Below are 19,871 nucleotides of genomic sequence, written 5' to 3'. Positions count from 1 at the left end.
AGAGGCGCGACGCGTCGATAGACACGCCGACGGTCTAGGTTACGGGCGGCTGCCTCGGAGGGTCAAATTCGCCCGTTCGGTACGGGCCGCCCCGGTGAGGGGGCGGCCCGTACCCACCGGTCAGTCCTGGGCCGGGGCGGCGGTCTTCTCCGCTGCCTTCTTGGCCGGGGCCTTCTTGGTGGTGGTCTTCTTCGCCGCGGTCTTCTTGGTCGCCGCCGTCTTCTTGGTGGCGGCCTTCTTGGCCGTGGTCTTCTTCGCCGCGGTCTTGCGCGCCGCCGTCTTCTTGACGGGGGCGGGCTCGGCCTCGGCCTCGGCGGCCTGCGGAGCCGTCTCGGTGGCCTCGGCCGGGGCCGTGGTCACCACGACGACGGCCGCCTCCTCGGCGCCCGAGGGCGAACCGGCGGGAGCGGTGGCCTTACGGACCACCCGGCGGCGGGCCCGCGGCGGGGCGGCCACGGGGGCCTCCTCGACGACGGGCTCGGCGACCGGCGCCACGGCTTCGGCGGCCGGCGCCACGACGGGCTCCGGCTCCGGGGCGGTCTCGACGACCGGCTCGACGACGGTCGGCGCGGCGGCCGGCTCCGTGGTCGAGACGACCGGGGAGGTCACCCTGCGGGTGGCACGGCGACGGCCGCGCGGGGCCGGGGCGGCGGTCTCCTCGACCACCGGCTCGGCGACCGGCTCGACGACGGCCTCGGCGACCGGGGCCACGACGGGCTCCGGCTCGACGACCGGCTCCGGCGCCGCGACGGGCTTCGGCTTCGGCTCGGCCTTCGGCTTCGACTCGTACTCGACGGCCTCGGTCTCCACGACCTGCCGCGCGGCGGCCGGCGCCGACACCCGGCGGGTCGCCCGGCGACGGCCACGACCGCGCGTGGCGGCGGCCTCCGCCTCGGCGATGGAGCCGTACAGCTCCTCGTCCGCGGCGATCGGCTCGGGCAGGGCCACCGGGGTGGCCAGCTCGGCGGCGACCTCGGCCTCGGTCTCGGTCTCGGCCTCGGCGGTCTCGGCCCCGGTCTCCGTGGCCTCGGCGTGCTCGTGCTCGTGGACGTGCTCGGCGCCGCCGCGGCCGCGCTTCTTCGAGCGCTTGCCGCCGCCCCCGCCACCGGCGGTGGTCGGCTGCTCCATGTGCACGATGACACCGCGGCCGTTGCAGTGGACGCAGGTCTCGGAGAAGGACTCCAGGAGGCCCTGGCCGACCCGCTTGCGGGTCATCTGCACCAGGCCGAGCGAGGTGACCTCGGCCACCTGGTGCTTGGTCCGGTCCCGGCCCAGGCACTCCAGGAGGCGGCGCAGCACCAGGTCGCGGTTGGACTCCAGGACCATGTCGATGAAGTCGATGACGACGATGCCGCCGAGGTCGCGCAGGCGGAGCTGGCGCACGATCTCCTCGGCCGCTTCGAGGTTGTTCCTCGTCACGGTCTCTTCGAGGTTGCCGCCCTGGCCGGTGAACTTGCCGGTGTTGACGTCGACGACGATCATCGCCTCGGTCTTGTCGATCACCAGCGAGCCGCCGCTCGGCAGCCAGACCTTGCGGTCGAGCGCCTTCATGAGCTGCTCGTCGATCCGGTACGTCGCGAAGACGTCGACCTCGCTCGTCCACTTGGACAGACGGTCGGTCAGGTCCGGGGCGACGTGGTGGACGTACCCGTGGATGGTCTCCCATGCGTCGTCACCGCTGACGATGACCTTGGAGAAGTCCTCGTTGAAGATGTCGCGGACGACGCGGACGGTCATGTCCGGCTCGCCGTAGAGCAGCGTCGGCGCGTTGCCGCTCTTCGCCTTCTTCTGGATGTCCTCCCACTGCGCCTGCAGTCGCTCGACGTCGCGGCGCAGCTCGTCCTCGCTCGCGCCCTCGGCGGCGGTGCGCACGATGACGCCCGCGTCCTCGGGGACGATCTTCTTGAGGATGGTCTTGAGGCGGGCGCGCTCGGTGTCCGGGAGCTTGCGGCTGATGCCGGTCATCGAGCCCTCGGGGACGTACACGAGGTAGCGGCCGGGCAGCGAGACCTGGCTGGTCAGACGGGCACCCTTGTGGCCGATCGGGTCCTTCGTCACCTGGACGAGGACCGACTGGCCGGACTTGAGGGCGGTCTCGATGCGGCGCGGGCCGTTGCCCATGCCGAGCGCCTCGAAGTTGACCTCACCGGCGTACAGGACGGCGTTGCGGCCCTTGCCGATGTCGACGAAGGCGGCCTCCATGGACGGCAGGACGTTCTGGACCTTGCCCAGGTAGACGTTGCCGACGTACGAGGTGGCCTGCTCCTTGTTGACGTAGTGCTCGACGAGCACGTTGTCTTCCAGGACGCCGATCTGGGTGCGCTCGCCGCTCTGGCGGACGACCATGACGCGCTCGACGGCCTCGCGGCGGGCCAGGAACTCGGCCTCGGTGATGATCGGGACGCGGCGGCGGCCCTGCTCGCGGCCCTCGCGGCGGCGCTGCTTCTTGGCCTCCAGGCGGGTCGAGCCCTTGATGGACTGGACCTCGTCGGCACCGGTGCCGGGCTCGGCCTTCTCACGGGCCGGGCGGGGCTCGCGGACCTTGACGACCGTACGGACGCCTTCCTCGTCGGTGCCCTCGACGTCGGCGGCGGCGTCCCCGCTGCGACGGCGGCGGCGACGACGGCGACGGGAGCTGCTGGAGCCGCCGGCGAAGGCCTCGGCCTCGTCGTGCTCCTCCTCGCCGTCCTCGGACTCGTCGGTCTCGTCCTCCGCGTGCGGGCCCTCGCCCTCCTCGGCCTCCTCGACCTCGGTGAGCTCACCGCGACGACGGCGACGGCCGCCGCGGCGGCGGCGACGGGACGGGCGGTCCTCGTACTCGTCCGTCTCCTCGGCCTCCTCGGCCTCTTCGACCTCGTCGGCGACGGCCTCGACCTCGGGCTCGTCGGCGACGGTGGCCGGGACGGGCTCGACGGCGACCGGCTCGCCACGGCGGCGACGGCGGCGGCGGGAGCCCTCGGGGCGCTCGACGGGCTCGGGGGTCTCCTCGGCCTCGACCTCGGCCTCGGCCTCGACGAGCTCGATCTCCTCGACCGTCTCCTCGTCCTCCGGCTCCACCGGGACGGCGGCCGCGGCCGCGGCGGCCGTCTCCGGGGTCTGGAACATGGGCTCGGTGAAGACCGGCGCCTGGAAGACGGCGACGGACGGGCGCGCGGCACGGCGCGACTCGCGGGCCGGGGCGGGCTCGGATGTGAACTGCGGGGAGGCCGCGCGGCGGCGGCCGCGGCCACGGGTGGCGGCGGTCTCGGCGGCGGTGACCTCGGCCTCTTCGGCGGCGATCTGCGCGACGGCGGCGGTCGGCAGCGACTCGCCGGTGGCGGCGGCCTCGGTGGTCACCTCGGGCGAGGTGGCCTTACGGGTGGCACGACGGCGGGTACGCGGGGCGGGCGCGGCGGCCTCCTCCGCGACCTCGGCGGCCGGGGCGACCTCGGCGGCCGGAGCGGTCTCGACGACCACGGTCTCCTCGGCGGCGGCGGGCGCGCCGGCCGGGGCGGTGGCCTTACGGGTGGCACGGCGGCGGGTGCGGGCCGGGGCGGCCTCGGGGGCCTCCTCCACGGCGGGCTCGGCCTGCGTGACCGCGGCGGGCTCTTCGGGGGCCTCGGCGGCGACCGAGGAGGTCACCGGCGAAGTGGCCTTACGGGTGGCGCGGCGGCGCGTGCGGGCCGGGGCGGCCTCGGGGGCCTCCTCGACGGCCTCCGTGGCGACGGCCTCGGCGGCGGGGGTCTCCACGACCGGCTCCGGGGTCTCCGCGGCGGGTGCCGTGGTCTCGGCGGCCGGTGCGGTGGCCTTGCGGGTGGCGCGGCGGCGGGCACGCGGCGCGGGTGCGGCCTCGGTCTCGGTCTCGGCCGGGGCGGCCTCCACGGCCGCGGTCTCGGTGCCGTCCGTGGCCGCCGTGGTCTCTGCGGTCTCGGCGTTCGCACCCGTCACCGGCGGACCGGCGGGGCGGGAAGCGGCGCGGCGCCTGCGGCGCGGCGGCAGCTTGTCACCGGGGGCGTTGGTGTCTTCGTTGGACTCGAGCATGCGGGGTTCTCCCGTCACGCTCCCGGGCGCCGCGTCTTGGTCCGGTCCGGCGGCACGGTCGCGCCTGGGGCGCGGTGCCGCCGTCCGGGGCGCGGGCGCCGCACGGGAGCTCTATGTCTGGCTCGCCGGTTCCGTCCGCACTGTGCGGACGGCCTGGCGAAAGTCTCCTGGTCAGTGCGCTGCCCGACCCAGGTGGCTCCCGAGTACCAGGGCGGCGCTACGACGACCGCTCCCTACGCGATGCCTGTACCCGGCGCCGTCGCAGAGGCGGTCGCGGCGGCCGTGGTAGATGCGGCCGTCACTGCCTCGCGGTCGGGCGCGAGCGGGTCGGTCACCGTGCCGGACTCCTCGTCGAAGAGCCCCTGCGCCAGCCTGGTCACCGCAGCGGGGACCGGCGGCGCCAGGTCGGCCACAGCTCGGAGACCGGACAGGACGTCGTCGGGTCGTACGGCAGGTGTCACGTGCCGAACAACCAGCCGCAGTATCGCACAGGCGCTGTCCAGCGGCCTATCACCCTGGGGATCGCCCTGGGGAGCGGCTGCCGTCAGCTCGGTGACCGCGGAGCGTGCGTCGAAGGTGCGGACGCCGTTCTTGGTCTTGCGCTGTACTTCCACGGTCTCGGCCGCGAGAAACGCCTCGGTGGCCTTCTCCACGTCCTCGACGGTGACGCCTTCGAGGCGCAGCTCCCAGATGGAGGCGGTGAGCCGGTCGGCGAGGCCGGAGGTCCGGGCCTCGACGGCGTCGGTGATGTCGAGGCCGGCCGGGAGGGACTCGTCGAGCAGGACCCGCAGGGTCTCCGGGTCGCGCGCCTCGGTGAGGGCGATCTCCAGGTATTCGGCCTCGGAGCCCGTGCCCGTGGGGGCGGCGTTGGCGTACGACACCTTGGGGTGCGGGGTGAAGCCGGCCGAGTACGCCATGGGCACCTCGGCACGGCGCAGCGCACGCTCGAAGGCGCGCTGGAAGTCACGGTGGCTGGTGAACCGGAGGCGGCCGCGCTTGGTGTAGCGCAGTCGGATGCGCTGCACCGCCGGTGCGGGCGGCGGGCCTTCGGGCTGTCGCTTGCCCAGTGGTTCTTCTCCTCGGTGCGGGGCGGGCGCGGGGGGCGCGCCGCCCTCGAATGTACGGGGGGCTCTCTCGGGGGCAGCCGGCTCATCCCCCCTTGTGCAGGGAGATCTCGGACTCGGCCGCCGCGCCGGGAACGGTCTGTCGTGATGCAGCACCTCCCAGGTTACGCGCCCGACCGGGGATGCCGGGCACGGGCTCGGGCTCCCGGGGCCCTCCGAAGAGGGCGCGCCACGCGTCGCGGCGGGCGGCGGCCACGGTCGCGCGGGCCGAGGCGAGGGCGGCGGACACCGCCCGGCCGGTCTCGACGGCGGCCTTCCTGGCCGGGCGCCACACGGCGTCGCGGACGAGGTGCCCGACGGGGGTGCAGACGTTGCGGTAGAACCAGGTCACGGGTCGGCCGATCAGGTTCCGTGCGAGCCATTTCAGGGCGCGGCCGACCGCCCGTGAGATGTACCCGGCGACGCGCCAGGCGACCGCGAGGGCGTCGGCGAGCTCGCGGCCGATCACCGCGAGGACCCGTCCGACGGGGGTGAGGACCCATCGGTACAGGAACACGACAGGGACGACGAAGAGGACCCGCAGCAGCCACCCGAGGCCCCGTCCCACCTGCACGAGACCCCGGCCGAGCAGGGCGAATCCCTTGCCGATCAGGGCGAGACCCTGTCCCGCGCCCCTGGCGAGCCAGGAGAGGGCATGGCCCAGCGGGGTGAGGATCCAGCGGTACGTCCAGGTCGCGACGGGCACGGTCACGTACCGCCACAGGGCTGTCCACGGCCATACGAGCACGGCCCACAGCACCCGTCCGGTGCCGCGTCCGAGCGGGGCGAGCAGGCGGACGTACACCCACGCCGTGCCGCGTGCGAGGCCGCGGCCGAGTGGTGCGAGGACGGTCCGGTACAGCCAGGCCGCCGGGGCCGCGATCCCGTGGACGGCGACCGGCACGAGCACGTACCGCCAGAGGCCGAGCCAGGGCCAGTAGAAGACGGTCTTGAACAGCGTGGTGAACAGCCACCAGGACGCGGTGGCGACAGCCTCGGCCACTCGGGCGACGGCGCGGCCCACCGGGGCGAGCACCTGGTCGCGGAACCAGCCGAGCGCCCGGCCCAGCGGGCGGAGCATCCTGCCCAGGAACGCGCCGCACAGGACGAGTGCGTCCCACCCGAGGCGCAGAGGTACGACGAGGACCAGCACCACGATCCGTACGGGAATCCTGATGGCCGCCGTCAGACAGCCCTCGGGCTCCGGTGGGCGGGCGGTTTTCTCCTGGTGCATGTGCCTGGAGACGCGCAACGTCCACCTGCGGTTTCGTCCGGGGCCATTCGGGGTTGGCCCGTCGTGGCGTTACGGTGGGCGCCGCTGTAACCGGACTGACGGACACCGCCTGTGGGGGTGGCCCCGTAGCCTGAGTCTGTACGTCCGTTCCGCCTACCCCCGACACGCTGAGGCTTGGTATGAAAATATCCTTTCTTCTGGTCGATCGCTGCCACATCGGAGGCGTGGTCAGCGCGATCCACAACCTGGCCAAGGCGCTCGCGGACCACCACGAGGTAGAGCTGGTCTCCCTCCGCCGCAACCGCGACCAGGCGTTCTTCCCCCTCGACCCCCGGGTGAAGACCCTCGCGCTCAGCGACATGCGGAAGCACTCCCACACGTACGACGGCGACGACCCGATGATCGAGGCGTTCCCGCACATCTACCCGAACGAGCCCACGGACAAGAAGCCGTGGATCAGCCGCCTGGCCGAGCGACGGCTGATGGAGTACCTGGCCACGACCGACGCCGACGTGGTGGTCAGCAACAACCCCAAGATCACCATCATGCTGGCCTACGCGGACCGCGACTTCCTCAAGGTCGCCATGGAGCACTCGCGGCCCGCGCAGTACGGCCCGCACATCCGGGACGCGCTCTTCAAGGACGCGTACCCGAAGATGGACGCGATCACCGCGCCGACGCCGGACGAGTGCCGGACCATCGCCGGGGTCGTCCCCGGCGTGAGCCACCTGCTCTCCCCCATGCCCAACTGCATCCCGGCCCACGAGGGCCAGATGTCCACCGGCGACAACAAGATCGTCGTCACCGCCGGCCTGCTGAAGCCGCACAAGGGCTTCGACGACCTCATCGAGGCCTTCTCCTCCGTGGCGCCGCGTCACCCGGACTGGAGCCTGCGGATCTACGGCTCCGGCCCCGAGCACGGCAAGCTGCGCAAGAAGATCAACGATTCGGGCAGCAACAACCAGGTCTTCCTGATGGGCCCGGCCACCCCCGTCACCCCGGAGTTCGCCAAGGCGTCCGTCTTCGTCCTCCCCTCCCGCCTGGAGGCCTTCGGCAACGTCACCGTCGAGGCGATGGCGGCCGGCCTGCCGGTGGTCGCGTACGACGCGCCGCACGGCCCGCGCAACATCATCAGGCAGGGCGAGGACGGCTACGTCGTGCCGCTCGGCGACAAGAAGGCGCTCGCCGAGCACATCGAGAAGCTGATCGCCGACGAGGACCTGCGCCGGAAGATGGCGGCCGCCGCCGTCGCCAACGTGGTCCGCTTCCACGAGGCCGAGACCGTCACCCGCTTCGAGCAGCTCGTGGAGACCATGCGGGCCCGCCGGGCCATCCCCCGCACGGCCGCCGCCGTGGTCACCCCGCAGGGCGACGTCCGGGTGAAGGTCGAGGGGCTGCCCGCCGGCAGCGACGCCCAGCTGGTGTGCAAGGACATCCGCAAGAAGGCCGACGAGGTCGTCCTCCCCTTCATCGGCGGCGAGGCGCTGGTGCCCGCCCTCGGCACGCTCGTCGAGGGCGACTGGGAGCTGACGATCCGCGCCGCCGGCTTCGACATGCCGCTGCGGTCGACCGGCTGCGACACCCTCCAGATCCTGTCGCTGAAGCTGCCCCGCGCCGAGGGCCCCGCCCTGTCCCTGCTGCTGCCGCACGACCACACGGACGGCACCCTGCGGGTGCAGAGCCGGGTGCGCGCCCAGCACGTCGAGGTCGCGGCGGTGCACGCCGGCGCCACCTCGATCGTCATCGACGCCGCGGCCTGGGGCGTCGAGCCCGGCAAGGGCAGCGTGATCGAGGCCGTCCACCGCAAGGAGGCCGACAAGAACTTCACCGTCCCGGTGAAGGCCGGCGCCGACGGACGCTTCACGGCCTCCCTGGACAACGCCGCCGCGGCCCGCCTCCACCAGCCCGGCACCGAGGACATCTGGGACCTCTGGCTGCTGCCGGACCGCGACTCCGCCCGGATCCGCGTCTGCAAGCTGGCCACCGACGTGCTCACCCCGATGAGCGTCTTCACCTACCCGTACCCGGTGGTGAACGGTTCCGGCGCCCCGGTCGCGGCCGTCGCCGACACCAAGGCGAAGAGCGGCTGGCGCAACCGGCTGTCCTCGACCGTCCCCGCCGCCGTCACCGGCGGCGTCAAGCACGAGCTGCGCCCCTACTTCGCCAGCAACGGCCAGCTCTCGCTGAAGATCATCGACAAGAAGTGACGGGCGACCGGTAGACGGACCCCCGGCCCCGCGGGGAAACCCGCGGGAAGCCCGGCCCGCACGACGGAGCCGCCCGCACGACGGAGCCCCGGCCCGCAGGGAGACCTGCGGACCGGGGCTCTTCCGTACGCCCGGGGGGCGCCTACAGCGGCGCGCCGTCCTCGGCGATCTTGAACATCAGGTCGGCGAGACGGGCGGCCGCGTGGCCGTCGTCCAGGTCGCAGAACTGATGGTGGAACTCGTCGTACTTCTCCCGGTACTCGGCCTCGACCTCGTCGATCTCCCGGATGGCCTGGAGCAGGTCGTTCGAGTTGTCGACCAGCGGACCCGGGGCGTCGTTCTCGAAGTCGAAGTAGAACCCGCGCAGCTTGTCCCGGTAGTGCTCCAGGTCGTACGTGAAGAACAGCATCGGGCGACGCAGGTGCGCGTAGTCGAACATGACCGAGGAGTAGTCCGTGATCATGATGTCGGCGGCCACGTAGAGGTCCGCGATGTCGGGGTACTCGGAGACGTCGTAGACGAAGCCGTTCCCGGCACCGGGGATGCTGTCCACGATGTTGGAGTGGCGCCGGATGAGGAAGACGTGGTCGTCCCCGAGCCGGCGGCGGGCGTCCTCCAGGTCGACCCGGAGGTCGAACTTGAACTGACCGCGGCTGTGCGAGAGGTCGTCGCGCCAGGTCGGCGCGTACAGCACGACCTTCTTGCCCTCGGGCAGCCCCAGCTTCTCCCGCACCTCACGGGCCCGCTCGTCGCGGTCCTCGGCGTAGAGGTAGTCGTTGCGCGGGTAACCCGTCTCGGCGATCAGGCCGTTGTAACCCATGGCGCGCTTCAGGATGGGGGTGCTGAAACGGTTCGACGAGACGAGGATGTTCCAGTTCGCCGCCTCCTGGACCAGCCGCTCGTGGTAGTTCGGGTCGAACTTCGGAGCGTCGATGTCCAGGCCGATCTTCTTCAGCATCGTGCCGTGCCAGGCCTGCACGATCACCTGGCCCTCGCGCCGCTTGATCCAGTGCGGCAGGTGGGCGTTGGTGACGATGTAGCGCGAGCGCGCCAGCGCCTCGTACCAGTCCTTGCCCTGGAACTTGACGGCCTTGACCGTGTCGGGGAGCTCGACCTGGCCGTCCCGTACCAGCCACAGGTGCTCGACGTCCGCACCGCGGCGCAGCAGCTCCTCGTGGACGGCGCGCGGGCTGTCCGAGTACTGCTTGCCGTTGTAGCTGATGTACAGCACCGAGTCGCGCAGCGGCAGCTCACGACCGGCCTCGTAGACCTCCTGGCGCAGCTGGTACTGACGGTTCGCGCCCTTCTCCATGGCCGTGAGGTCGGTCATGCAGTTGAGCTGCGGGTGGTCCTGCCAGTGGACCTCGAGCTGGTACTCGCGGCCGTTGTGCGTGCCCTCCAGCGGGAACTGGGTCGCGGCGAGGCGGTCCACGACGAGCGGGATCGACGGCTCGTCCTCCGCACCGTCCAGACGGAACACCCAGCGGCCGGCCTTCAGCGGCAGCCTGCCGTCGGCACCCGACATCGTGGAGGGACGGAACGTCGCCTCGAAGCCGCCGTCCGGGAGGACCGTCAGCGGAACCGTCTTCTCGTCGAAGCGGTTCTTGGCGCTGACGACCAGGTGGTGGCCCGACAGCTCGACGGGGGCCGTGCCGCGGATCGTGAACGCGCCGTCGGCCTCGGAGATGCCGGTGATCGTGGCGCGCAGCGGGCGGCCGGAGAACTTCAGGTAGCCGTTGGCACCGGAGAGGACGGCCACCTCGTTCAGCGAGGCCTCCTCGCCGAACGCCTCGGACAGCCGGATCTGGAGGTCGGCGAGACCGTCCCGGACGACGACCCGGACCTTCCGCGGGTTCTTCTCCGGCTCCTCGATCTGGATCTGCGTGCTCCAGTTGCGGCGCATCAGCTTCGCCGGGTCGGCGCCGCCCGCGGCGCGGGCCGCGGCGGTGTCCAGGTGCTCCGGCAGCAGGGCGATGTCGCGCAGCGGAACGCGGACCCGCAGCGGCGTACGGCCGCCGACGGCCGGGAGGACCTCCGCCGGGTAGAGGAGCACCTCACCGCTGTTCTGGTTGGCGACCCGCAGGGATATCTCGGTCCCCGGGGCGACGGCCTCGCGGAGGTCGCCCTCGACGAGGATGTCGTCGCCGGACTGCTCGAAGCCGGTGATCAGGACCGGGACCTTCTCGATGCGCAGCTTGAGGGCCGCGCGCCGCATCTCCGGGACCATCCGGTAGTCGTCGTCGAGCCACTGGTAGGGCGGGTACGTCAGGCGGTCGGAGCCGTACGAGTGCACGGAGCGGGAGCGCACGAGACCGCCGGACAGCACGCGCATGCCGACGTGCCAGAGGCCTTCCTGCCACTGGTCGCCCTTGCGGAACCGGGCCGGGTCGATGACCGTCTCCCAGCCGGCCCAGTCGAAGCTGTGACCGCGCCCCTTGTGGCCGGAGCCGGTGGTGGCCTCGGGATTGAAGATGTTGGCCAGCGGCAGCAGCATGCGGCGCTGGGTGCCGTCCTTCTTCAGCTGCAGCAGCTTGACGACGCTGCGCTTGCCCGTCTGGTCGACGCGGTCGATCCAGGCGTGACCGGCCAGTCGCAGCTTGCCGTTCTCCCAGGACAGCTCCTTCAGCGGGGAGCGCAGCTGGAGGTCCTTGTCGACCCGGAGGAACTTCTTGGGCAGCAGGTTCGCGTGGGATTCGAGCGAGGGGTACTTGGCGTACTTGCGGATGACACCGCCGAGCTCGACGGGCTCGCCCAGCCGCTCCGCCTCGATGAACTCGAGGATCTCGGTCATGGCGTGCTTGCGGACGAGCAGCCACTTGACGCGCAGCGCGGTGGGCAGCCGGTCGAGGGCCTTGATGTCGACCTGGTCGAGGTACTTGTTGGCCACGCGCAGGAACTCCGCGCGGTACTCCTCGTCGCCGTCGGGCAGCACGTTGAGGAAGATGCGCAGGTCGCCGGTGAGCACGGTGTGGTCGTACTCACGCTTCAGCGAGTCGGCGACGGGGTCCTTCTGCGCGGCGAAGAAGCGGCTCACGGACTCCACGGCGGACGCCCGGTCGCGGGCGGCCTTGGGCTCGTTGCGGCGCTGGGTGATCGAGGGGCTCGCCTCGCCCTCGCGCAGCCGCCAGTAGTACGTGGCCTGGCTGATGATGTCGACGGACTCGGCGAGGTACTGGGCCGGCACGATGACCGGGGTGTCCTCGTACAGCACACCCTCGGGGAAGCGCAGCGCGTGCTGCTCCCAGAAGTCACGCCGGAACACCTTGTTGCAGGCGATCCGGTCCGTGAGGAGCTGACGCTTCCTGCTGACGTGCGTGCGCTTGACCGCGCCCCGGGAAAGGAACCGGTGCATCGGGGACTGCCACACCTTGGTCGAGTTGATGTGCTCGACGTTGCCCGTGGCGAAGGAGGAGCCGGTCTCGTCCAGGCTGCTGATCATCATCCGGTACGCGTCCGGCGGGATCATGTCGTCGCTGTCGACGAACGCCAGGAACTCGCTCTCCGGGGCCAGGCTGTCGAGACCCGTGTTACGGGCGGCACCCAGGCCGGCGTTCTCCTTGCGTATCAGCCGGAAACGGGCGTCCTTGGCCGCGAACTCCGCCGCTATCGCGTTGGACTCGTCGGTGGAGCCGTCGTCGATCATGAGCACTTCCAGGTCCTGGAAGGTCTGCACGGCCAACGAGTTGAGGCAGGCGGGCAGGTACTGCGCCACGTTGTAGATCGGGACGATGACGCTGAGCCGGGGTGCCATGTAGTTCTGCGTTCCTTTCCGTTTCAGACCCGCTCGACAAGCTCGAGCGCCTGAGGGGTGACGGGGCGTGCTCTTCGGTTTTCCTGCGGACCGACGAGGACGTCTCCGTCCTCCGGGAAAAACCCGCCCAGCCCTCGGCAAGACCTGGTTCCGCTCGGCCTATACGACTCTGCGGCGACCCCCCGGCCGCCGCAGCGCTCCAGAATAGACGATCCGTACCACAGGCGTTTTCCTGCCGTTGTGTCCGGGATCACCCTCCGGTCGCCATATCACCGATCGGACAGAGGGCCCCGCAGGGGGTGAAAACGGCGGTGACGTGGGCGGGAGCGCCGCCGCGGCGGCCGCCCGCGGCCTCGGGGGCGCGGAAGCGCTCCTGTCATACTTCATCTGAGCGGTTCGACTGAGGAGACATCAAGGCATGCCGGCTGCAGCTACCCCCAGATTCAGCGTGATCATCCCTGTCTACGGGGTCGAGGGCTACATCCGTGAGTGCCTCGAGTCGGTGACGTCGCAGGGGTACGAGAACTTCGAGGTCATCGCGGTCGACGACTGCTCCCTGGACAGCAGCGGCGCCATCATCGACGAGTTCGCCGCCCGCGACCCGCGGGTCCGCGCCGTCCACCGCGCGGAGAACGGCGGCATCGGCGCCGCCCGCAACACCGGCGTCGAGCACGCCCGCGGCGACTACCTGCTCTTCATCGACGGCGACGACTCGATCCGCCCCGGCTCCCTGCAGGCCATGGCCGACCGTCTCGACGCGGCGCAGGACCCCGAGATCCTGCTGTTCGACCACGTCCGCACCCATGTGGACGGCAGCGTCGAGGCCAGCAAGACCGGCCCGTACCTGGCCGCCATCCGCGACCGGGTGGTCCGCCCGGTCGACGAGCTCGAACTGCTGCGGATCTTCGCCGTGGTGTGGAACCGCGTCTACCGCCGGGACTTCTTCACCGGCGAGGGCTACACGTTCACCGACGGCCTGTACGAGGACGCGCTCATGGTCTACACGACCATGGCCGCCGCCCAGCGCGTCGCGGGCCTGGAGTACGTGGTCGTCGAGTACCGCCAGCGCCGCCAGGGCAGCTCGATGCGCAGCAGCTCCCCGCGCAAGCACTTCGTGATCTTCGAGCAGTACCAGCGGGTCTTCGACTACCTCGAAGGCCGTCCCGGCCTCGACGCGTACCGCAGGCTCGTCTTCGAGCGGATGGTCGCCCACTTCCTCTTCACCTTCGCCCGCGGCTTCCGAATACCCCGCAGCCACCGGCGCGCCTATCTGAAGCAGGCCGGCAAGACCTACCGCCGGAACGAGCCCACGGGCTTCACCCCGCCGCCCGGCATGCTCGGCCTGAAGTTCAAGGTGATGCGGACCGGCTCGTACGCCGCCTTCGAGGCCCTCAAGACGGTCAACGGCACCCGCGAGACGGCCTTCGGCGCCCTCGGCCGGACCAAGCGCTGGGGCGGCCGCAAGGCCCTGCGCGCCTACTACGGCGTGCAGCGCCGCCTCCCCCTCGACGAGAACCTCGCCGTCTACTCGGCGTACTGGGGCCGCACCCCCGGCTGCAACCCGCTCGCGGTGCACGAGGCCGCCAAGAAGCTCGCGCCCGGGATGCGTGGCGTGTGGGTCGTGAACCAGGCGTACGCGGGCAGCGTGCCGGCCGGTCTGACCCGGATCGCCCCGGCGACCTTCGGCTACTGGAAGGCGCTCGCCCGGGCCAAGTACCTGGTCAACAACGTGAACTTCCCGGACTCCGTGGTCAAGCGCCCCGGCCAGGTGCACCTGCAGACCCACCACGGCACCCCGCTCAAGCGGATGGGCCTCGACCAGCAGCAGTACCCGGCCGTCGCCCGCAGCATGGACTTCGACAAGCTCCTGGAGCGCGTGGACCGCTGGGACTGGAGCGTCTCGTCGAACCTGCACTCCACCGAGCACTGGGAGCGGGTCTACCCGGCCGCCTTCCAGACCCTGAACACCGGCTACCCCCGCAACGACGTCTACTACCGCGCCACCGCCGCGGACGTCCGCCGGATCCGCGGCGAACTCGGCATCGGGCACGGCAAGAAGGCGATCCTGTACGCCCCCACCGTGCGCGACCACCAGAAGGACGCCTTCGTCCCGCGCCTCGACTTCGCCCGCTTCGCCCGCGAACTCGGCCCGGACTTCGTCCTGCTGGTCCGTGCCCACTACTTCTACGGCGGCGACCCGGAGCTGAACGCGCTCGCCGAGCGGGGCGCGCTGATCGACGTCTCGCGGCATCCGTCGGTGGAGGAGCTCTGCCTGGCGTCGGACGCCCTGATCACCGACTACTCGTCGATCATGTTCGACTACGCCAACCTCGACCGGCCGATCGTGACGTACGCGGACGACTGGGAGATGTACCGGACCTGCCGCGGTGTGACCTTCGACCTGCTCTCCGGCGAGCCCGGTGACACCCCCGGTGTGATCACCACCACCGAGGACGAACTGATCGAGGCCTTCCGCGGCGGCGCGTGGGACGCCGCGCCGGCCGCCGCCCTGCGGCAGGCCTTCCGGGAGCGCTTCTGCTCCTGGGACGACGGCTTCGCCGCCGAGCGGGTCGTCCGCCGGGTCTTCCTCGGCGAGGAGCGCCCGCGGCCGGCCGTGGTACCGGTGTCCGAGCGCACCCCGGCCCCGTCGCCGCGCGTGGCCGAGGCCACCGCATCGGTCCCGCCGCGCCGGACGGACGAGGACAAGCTCACCGGGGCCCACGCCGACCACTAGTCCGGCGGCCCCACACACGAAGAGGCGCCCGGAGCGAACCCGCTCCGGGCGCCTCTTCGTGTGGCGGCGGACTACTTCACGACCGTCAGCGGCAGCAGCTTCTTGCCGGTGGGGCCGATCTGGATGTGGGTGTCCATCTGCGGGCAGACGCCGCAGTCGAAGCACGGGGTCCAGCGGCAGTCCTCGACCTCGGTCTCGTCGAGCGAGTCCTGCCAGTCCTCCCAGAGCCAGTCCTTGTCGAGACCGGAGTCCAGGTGGTCCCAGGGCAGGACCTCCTCGTAGGTGCGCTCGCGGGTCGTGTACCAGGCGACGTCGACGCCCATCTCCGGCAGCGTCTTCTCGGCGCAGGCCATCCAGCGGTCGTACGAGAAGTGCTCGCGCCAGCCGTCGAAGCGGCCGCCGTCCTCGTACACCGCGCGGATGACGGCGCCGATGCGGCGGTCGCCGCGGGAGAGGAGGCCCTCGACGATGCCGGGCTTGCCGTCGTGGTAGCGGAAGCCGATGGAGCGGCCGTACTTCTTGTCGCCGCGGATCTTGTCGCGGAGCTTGCGCAGCCGCTCGTCCGTCTCCTCGGCCGACAGCTGCGGGGCCCACTGGAAGGGGGTGTGCGGCTTGGGGACGAAACCGCCGATGGAGACGGTGCAGCGGATGTCGTTCTGGCCGGAGACCTTGCGGCCCTCGGCGATCACGTTCATCGCCATGTCGGCGATCTGGAGGACGTCCTCGTCGGTCTCCGTCGGCAGGCCGCACATGAAGTACAGCTTCACCTGGCGCCAGCCGTTGCCGTACGCGGTGGAGACGGTCCGGATGAGGTCCTCCTCCGAGACCATCTTGTTGATGACCTTGCGCATGCGCTCGGAGCCGCCCTCGGGGGCGAAGGTGAGGCCGGAGCGGCGGCCGTTCCTGGTCAGCTCGTTCGCCAGGTCGACGTTGAAGGCGTCGACACGGGTGGACGGGAGGGACAGGCCGACCTTGTCCTCCGTGTAGCGGTCCGCCAGGCCCTTGGCGATCTCACCGATCTCGGAGTGGTCCGCCGAGGAGAGGGAGAGCAGGCCGACCTCCTCGAAGCCCGTCGCCTTGAGGCCCTTCTCGACCATCTCGCCGATGCCGGTGATGCTTCGCTCCCGCACGGGGCGCGTGATCATGCCGGCCTGGCAGAAACGGCAGCCGCGGGTGCAGCCGCGGAAGATCTCGACGGACATGCGCTCGTGGACGGTCTCCGCGAGCGGCACGAGGGGCTGCTTGGGGTACGGCCACTCGTCGAGGTCCATGACGGTGTGCTTGGACACGCGCCAGGGAACGCCCGACTTGTTCGGGACGACACGGCCGATACGGCCGTCCGGGAGGTACTCCACGTCGTAGAACCGCGGGATGTACACCGAGCCGGTCTTCGCGAGGCGGAAGAGGACCTCCTCGCGGCCGCCCGGCCGGCCCTCGGCCTTCCAGGCGCGGATGATCTCGGTCATGTCGAGGACGGCCTGCTCGCCGTCGCCGATGATCGCCGCGTCGATGAAGTCCGCGATCGGCTCGGGGTTGAAGGCCGCGTGGCCGCCCGCGAGGACGATCGGGTGGTCGACGGTCCGGTCCTTCGACTCCAGCGGGATGCCGGCCAGGTCGAGGGCGGTGAGCATGTTCGTGTAGCCGAGCTCGGTGGAGAAGCTCAGGCCGAAGACGTCGAACGCGCCGACGGGGCGGTGGCTGTCGACCGTGAACTGCGGGACCTTGTGCTCCCGCATCAGCTCTTCGAGGTCCGGCCAGACGCTGTAGGTGCGCTCGGCGAGGACGCCCTCGCGCTCGTTGAGCACCTCGTACAGGATCATGACGCCCTGGTTGGGCAGACCGACCTCGTACGCGTCCGGGTACATCAGCGCCCAGCGGACATCGGCGGACTCCCACGGCTTGACCGTGGAGTTCAGCTCTCCACCGACGTACTGAATCGGCTTCTGCACGTGCGGGAGCAGAGCTTCGAGCTGCGGGAAGACAGACTCGGCAGCAGACATCTCGAACCTTCGTGAGCTGGCAGGGGGGCGACTCTCAAGCGTACCCCGGTGCTCAGTGGGTCAGGGACGCCGTGAGTTCCGGGGCCGAGGCCCTGGCCCAGACCTCGGGGAGCGCCTGCTCGGCGGCCGCCGCGGCGGCTTCCTCGCGTCCGTAGAGAAGTCCCCAGGTGAAGGCCGATTCGCCGGTCCCGTGGGCCATGATCGCGAGCTCGCGCAGGGCTCCGCGGGCGACGACGGCGTCCTGGTGTTCGCCGAGCAGGGATTGGACGCGCTTCACACGTTTCGCCAGCCGCTTGGCGGGCTTCCCGAGGGTCGGGCGGGCGGCATCGGCGGCGTACCGGGCGCGTTTGGCGGCCTTGCGGGCCTCGTGGAGGGCGAGGTCGCGTGCGTCGCCGGGTTCGAGGGCGAGGGCGTCCTCGACGCGTCCGGCGAGGCGGTCGTGGTCCTTGCGGACGGCGCGGGCGAGGACCTGCGGGGCGTCGCCCGCGGCGTCCTCGCGGAGGGGCGGGTCGGCGAGGAGCGCGTCGAGGCGGCCGAGGAGGGCGAGGTAGCGGGCGGAGTCGAGGGCGGCGAGGGCCTGGCGGCGGGCGTTCCTGCCGTGGGCGGCGTCGCGGCGGCGCAGCCGGGCCTTGACCGGGCCGAGGACCAGGGTGCGGGGCAGTTCGCCGAGGCGGGCGCGCAGCCGTTCGTCGAGGACCTCCTGGTCGCGGGCGACGCCGAGCTCTCCGGCGAGCCATTTCAGCTCCTCGCCGATCGGGTCGGTGACCTCCCGGTCGAGGACCTTCTTGTACGTCTTGAAGGCGCTGCGCAGCCGACGGCAGGCGACGCGCAGCTGGTGGACGGCGTCGGGCAGGTCGCGCCGTACGGCGGGGTCGTACGCGACGATCGCCTCGACCTGTTCCCGTACGTAGGCGAGGACGGCGGCTCCGGCGGTGCCGGGCGTCCCGGCGTCGACCGGGGGCGCCGCGGGCTCGGCGCCGGTCTCGGCCAGGGCACGCGCGAGCTTCGACGGCGCGTCCGAGGGCCGGATGCCGGCCTTCCTGAGGCGTTTCTCGACGGCGTCGAGGAGGGCGGGGTCGGTGTCGTCGGCGAGTTCGACCTCGATCTCGGTCCAGGCGGCCTCTCCCCCGCCGGTGAGGCCCTCGGCGTGGACGGTGTCCACGGAGAGCTCGGCCAGGACGGTGCCGTCGCCGTCGTGGAGGTGGCGGACGTCCCGGGAGGAGCGGAGGCGGACGACGGGGACGACCTCGCCGTCCCGGACGCGGGAGCGCAGGAGCCCCGCCAGGGACCGCGGCAGCGTGTCCGAGAGCGGGGCTCTGATCTCGTCGCGGATTCCGGCGGCGACGGGGAACTTCAGGTGCCAGCCGGCGTCCGCGCCGCCGGTGCGACGGCGCAGGGTGAGCGCGTCGGCGGCGAGCCGCAGGTCGGGGGTGTCGTAGTAGACGGCGTCGAGTTCGGTCACGCCCTCGTCGGTGACCGCGGCCACCCCGGCCGCCCGGGTCAGGTCCGGGAGGCCGGTCCGGGGAGTGGCTTCGTACTTCCGCTCGATCTCTCGCTTCGTGTCCGCCATGAATCGAATCTAGACGGGAAGTGAACGCAATGGCAGGGGGCCTCGGCGGTCACGCCGTCATCGGCCGCTGAACCCTGATCGACTGAAGGAGTCCGATCGCCACCCAGACCGCGAACATCGACGAACCGCCGTAGGAGACGAACGGCAGTGGCAGGCCGGCGACCGGCATGATGCCGAGGGTCATGCCGATGTTCTCGAAGGACTGGAAGGCGAACCAGGCGATGATCCCGGCGGCGACGACCGTGCCGTAGAGCTCGGTGGTCTCGCGGGCGATCCGGCAGGCCCGCCAGAGGACGATGCCGAGGAGGACGAGGATGAGTCCGGCGCCGACGAAGCCGAGCTCCTCCCCCGCGACGGTGAAGATGAAGTCGGTCTGCTGCTCGGGCACGAACTGGCCGCTGGTCTGGTGCCCCTTGAAGAGGCCCGCGCCGTACAGGCCGCCGGAGCCGATCGCGATGCGGGCCTGGTTGGTGTTGTAGCCGACGCCGGCCGGGTCGAGGTCGGGGTTGGCGAAGGCGGCGAAGCGGTTGATCTGGTACTCGTCGAGCATGCCGAGCGCGGTGACGAGGACCGCGCCGCCGACGCCGGCGCCGATCAGGCCGAGGACCCAGCGGTTGGACGCCCCGGAGGCGAGCAGGACGCCGAGCACGATGACGGCCATGACCATGACCGAGCCGAGGTCGGGCATCAGCATGACGATGCCCATGGGGAGCGCGGCCAGGGTGAGGGCCTTGGCGACGGTGCGGTGGTCGGGGTGGAGCTGGTCGCCGGCGTCGACCTTGGCGGCGAGCAGCATCGCCATGACCAGGATGATCGTGATCTTCACGAACTCGCTGGGCTGGAGCGAGAAGCCGCCGCCGACGACGATCCACGCGTGGGCGCCGTTGATGGTGGCGCCGAGCGGGGTGAGGACGGCGAGGATCAGCAGGATCGAGAGCGTGTAGAGGATCGGCACCGCGCCGCGCAGGGTGCGGTGGCCGAGCCAGATCGTGCCGATCATCAGGGCGACGCCGATGCCGGTGTTGAGCACGTGCCGGAAGAGGAAGTAGTACGGGTCGCCGTTGTTGAGCTCGGTGCGGCCGCGGGTGGCGGACCAGACGAGCAGGGCGCCGACGAGGGAGAGCGCGAGCGCCGAGAGCAGGATCGGCCAGTCGAGCCGGCGCAGCACCGAGTCGCGGGCGGTGAGCCGTGCCACCGGCCCGCGGTCGGGCGCGTAGCGGGATACGGAGAAGCTCGTACGGGTCGTCATCGT

The 19,871-nt window shown here is 71.5% G+C and carries 9 protein-coding genes; 2 read left to right on the top strand and 7 right to left on the bottom strand.

From position 1 onward, the window contains the following. Positions 1-120 precede the first annotated feature (120 nt). The 3 genes from N5875_RS25785 to N5875_RS25775 form a co-directional block, all read right to left on the bottom strand. A complete protein-coding gene (locus N5875_RS25785) occupies positions 121-4,020 on the bottom strand; it encodes an Rne/Rng family ribonuclease (protein ID WP_338496380.1) in 3,900 nt (1,299 codons plus the stop codon). A 233-nt stretch (positions 4,021-4,253) separates the two neighbouring features. Beyond that, a complete protein-coding gene (locus N5875_RS25780) occupies positions 4,254-5,045 on the bottom strand; it encodes a TIGR03936 family radical SAM-associated protein (protein WP_318211183.1) in 792 nt (263 codons plus the stop codon). 124 nt (positions 5,046-5,169) lie between these two features. After that, positions 5,170-6,357: a hypothetical protein gene (locus N5875_RS25775; RefSeq protein WP_338496376.1), complete on the bottom strand. Its 1,188-nt coding sequence runs from the start codon at positions 6,355-6,357 to the stop codon at positions 5,170-5,172. Positions 6,358-6,581: 224 nt separating this feature from the next. On the opposite strand from N5875_RS25775, the gene N5875_RS25770 reads away from it, so the two are divergent. Then, on the top strand, positions 6,582-8,564 hold the full coding sequence (locus N5875_RS25770) for a glycosyltransferase (RefSeq protein ID WP_338496373.1): 1,983 nt from the start codon (positions 6,582-6,584) through the stop codon (positions 8,562-8,564). A 142-nt stretch (positions 8,565-8,706) separates the two neighbouring features. Here N5875_RS25770 and N5875_RS25765 read toward each other — a convergent pair whose 3' ends face one another. Next, positions 8,707-12,315 (bottom strand): CDP-glycerol glycerophosphotransferase family protein, encoded by a 3,609-nt coding sequence (locus N5875_RS25765; RefSeq protein ID WP_318211186.1) that lies wholly within the window; start codon positions 12,313-12,315, stop codon positions 8,707-8,709. A 418-nt stretch (positions 12,316-12,733) separates the two neighbouring features. Between N5875_RS25765 and N5875_RS25760 the strand changes: the two genes are divergently transcribed. Continuing rightward, positions 12,734-15,049 (top strand): bifunctional glycosyltransferase family 2 protein/CDP-glycerol:glycerophosphate glycerophosphotransferase, encoded by a 2,316-nt coding sequence (locus tag N5875_RS25760; RefSeq protein WP_338496370.1) that lies wholly within the window; start codon positions 12,734-12,736, stop codon positions 15,047-15,049. 71 nt (positions 15,050-15,120) lie between these two features. On the opposite strand, the gene N5875_RS25755 is transcribed toward N5875_RS25760, so the two are convergent. Genes N5875_RS25755 through rodA form a run of 3 tightly spaced genes read right to left on the bottom strand, consistent with a single transcriptional unit; the run spans position 15,121 to position 19,868 of the window. Next, positions 15,121-17,049 (bottom strand): TIGR03960 family B12-binding radical SAM protein, encoded by a 1,929-nt coding sequence (locus tag N5875_RS25755; protein ID WP_318211188.1) that lies wholly within the window; start codon positions 17,047-17,049, stop codon positions 15,121-15,123. 52 nt (positions 17,050-17,101) lie between these two features. Then, positions 17,102-18,619: a CYTH and CHAD domain-containing protein gene (locus tag N5875_RS25750; protein WP_338496367.1), complete on the bottom strand. Its 1,518-nt coding sequence runs from the start codon at positions 18,617-18,619 to the stop codon at positions 17,102-17,104. Positions 18,620-18,668: 49 nt separating this feature from the next. Beyond that, positions 18,669-19,868, bottom strand: a complete 1,200-nt coding sequence (gene rodA / locus N5875_RS25745; RefSeq protein WP_338496365.1) for a rod shape-determining protein RodA — start codon at positions 19,866-19,868, stop codon at positions 18,669-18,671. Positions 19,869-19,871 lie beyond the last annotated feature (3 nt).

It is taken from the genome of Streptomyces sp. SJL17-4 (assembly GCF_036826855.1).
In the GTDB taxonomy this organism is placed as follows: domain Bacteria; phylum Actinomycetota; class Actinomycetes; order Streptomycetales; family Streptomycetaceae; genus Streptomyces.
Note: the sequence above shows the minus strand (reverse complement) of the source record. Positions and strands in the feature narration are given on the sequence as shown.